Origin of the sequence: Bartonella sp. AA168HLJHH, assembly GCF_042197365.1 — a bacterium.
In the GTDB taxonomy this organism is placed as follows: Bacteria; Pseudomonadota; Alphaproteobacteria; order Rhizobiales; family Rhizobiaceae; genus Bartonella.
This window is the reverse complement of record NZ_JBHIRS010000095.1, coordinates 1-559: the sequence shown is the minus strand read 5'-3', so window position 1 is coordinate 559 and position 559 is coordinate 1. Positions and strand designations below refer to the sequence as shown.

Below are 559 nucleotides of genomic sequence, written 5' to 3'. Positions count from 1 at the left end.
ATGATCCTGCTAAAATGGTTCCCGCTTTAGCAACACATTGGGATGTTTCAGGTGATGATCACAGTACGGTGATTACTTTTCATTTACGTGATGGTTTGAAGTTTAATGATGGCAGATCAGCCAATGCCAATGATCTTGTTTGGGGTATGAAGCGGATTGTCAAATTGAAGATGGGTAATGCGGCAATTTTTAATGAATATGGAATTACAGAGCAAAATGTTGATGATGCTTTGCAAGCCCCAGATAAGAAAACAGTGGTGATGAAATTTGATAAGCCTTATCCAGCAGAGCTCATTCTTAATAATATTGTTGCAAGTCCGGCAACAGCTTTGCTTGATCGTCAGACAATTATGAAGCATGAAAAAGATGGCGATTTTGGAAATCAGTATTTGAAAAGTCATGCTGCTTGTGTTGGTCCTTATCAGTTAAAAAGTTGGCGCCCTGGAGAAGCTCTTTTGTTGCGTGCAAGCTCTCACTATTGGGGACAAGCGCCTAAACTGAAGCAGATTTTAATTCGCCATGTTGCAGAGCCCGGAACACAACGTTTGTTGTTGCAAAA

Annotated in this window: 1 protein-coding gene; it reads left to right on the top strand. The window is 40.6% G+C overall.

The window, feature by feature from the left end; genetic code table 11:
- The coding region (locus ACFINM_RS09935; protein ID WP_375641415.1) for an ABC transporter substrate-binding protein at window positions 1–559 on the top strand (559 nt) is incomplete at both ends.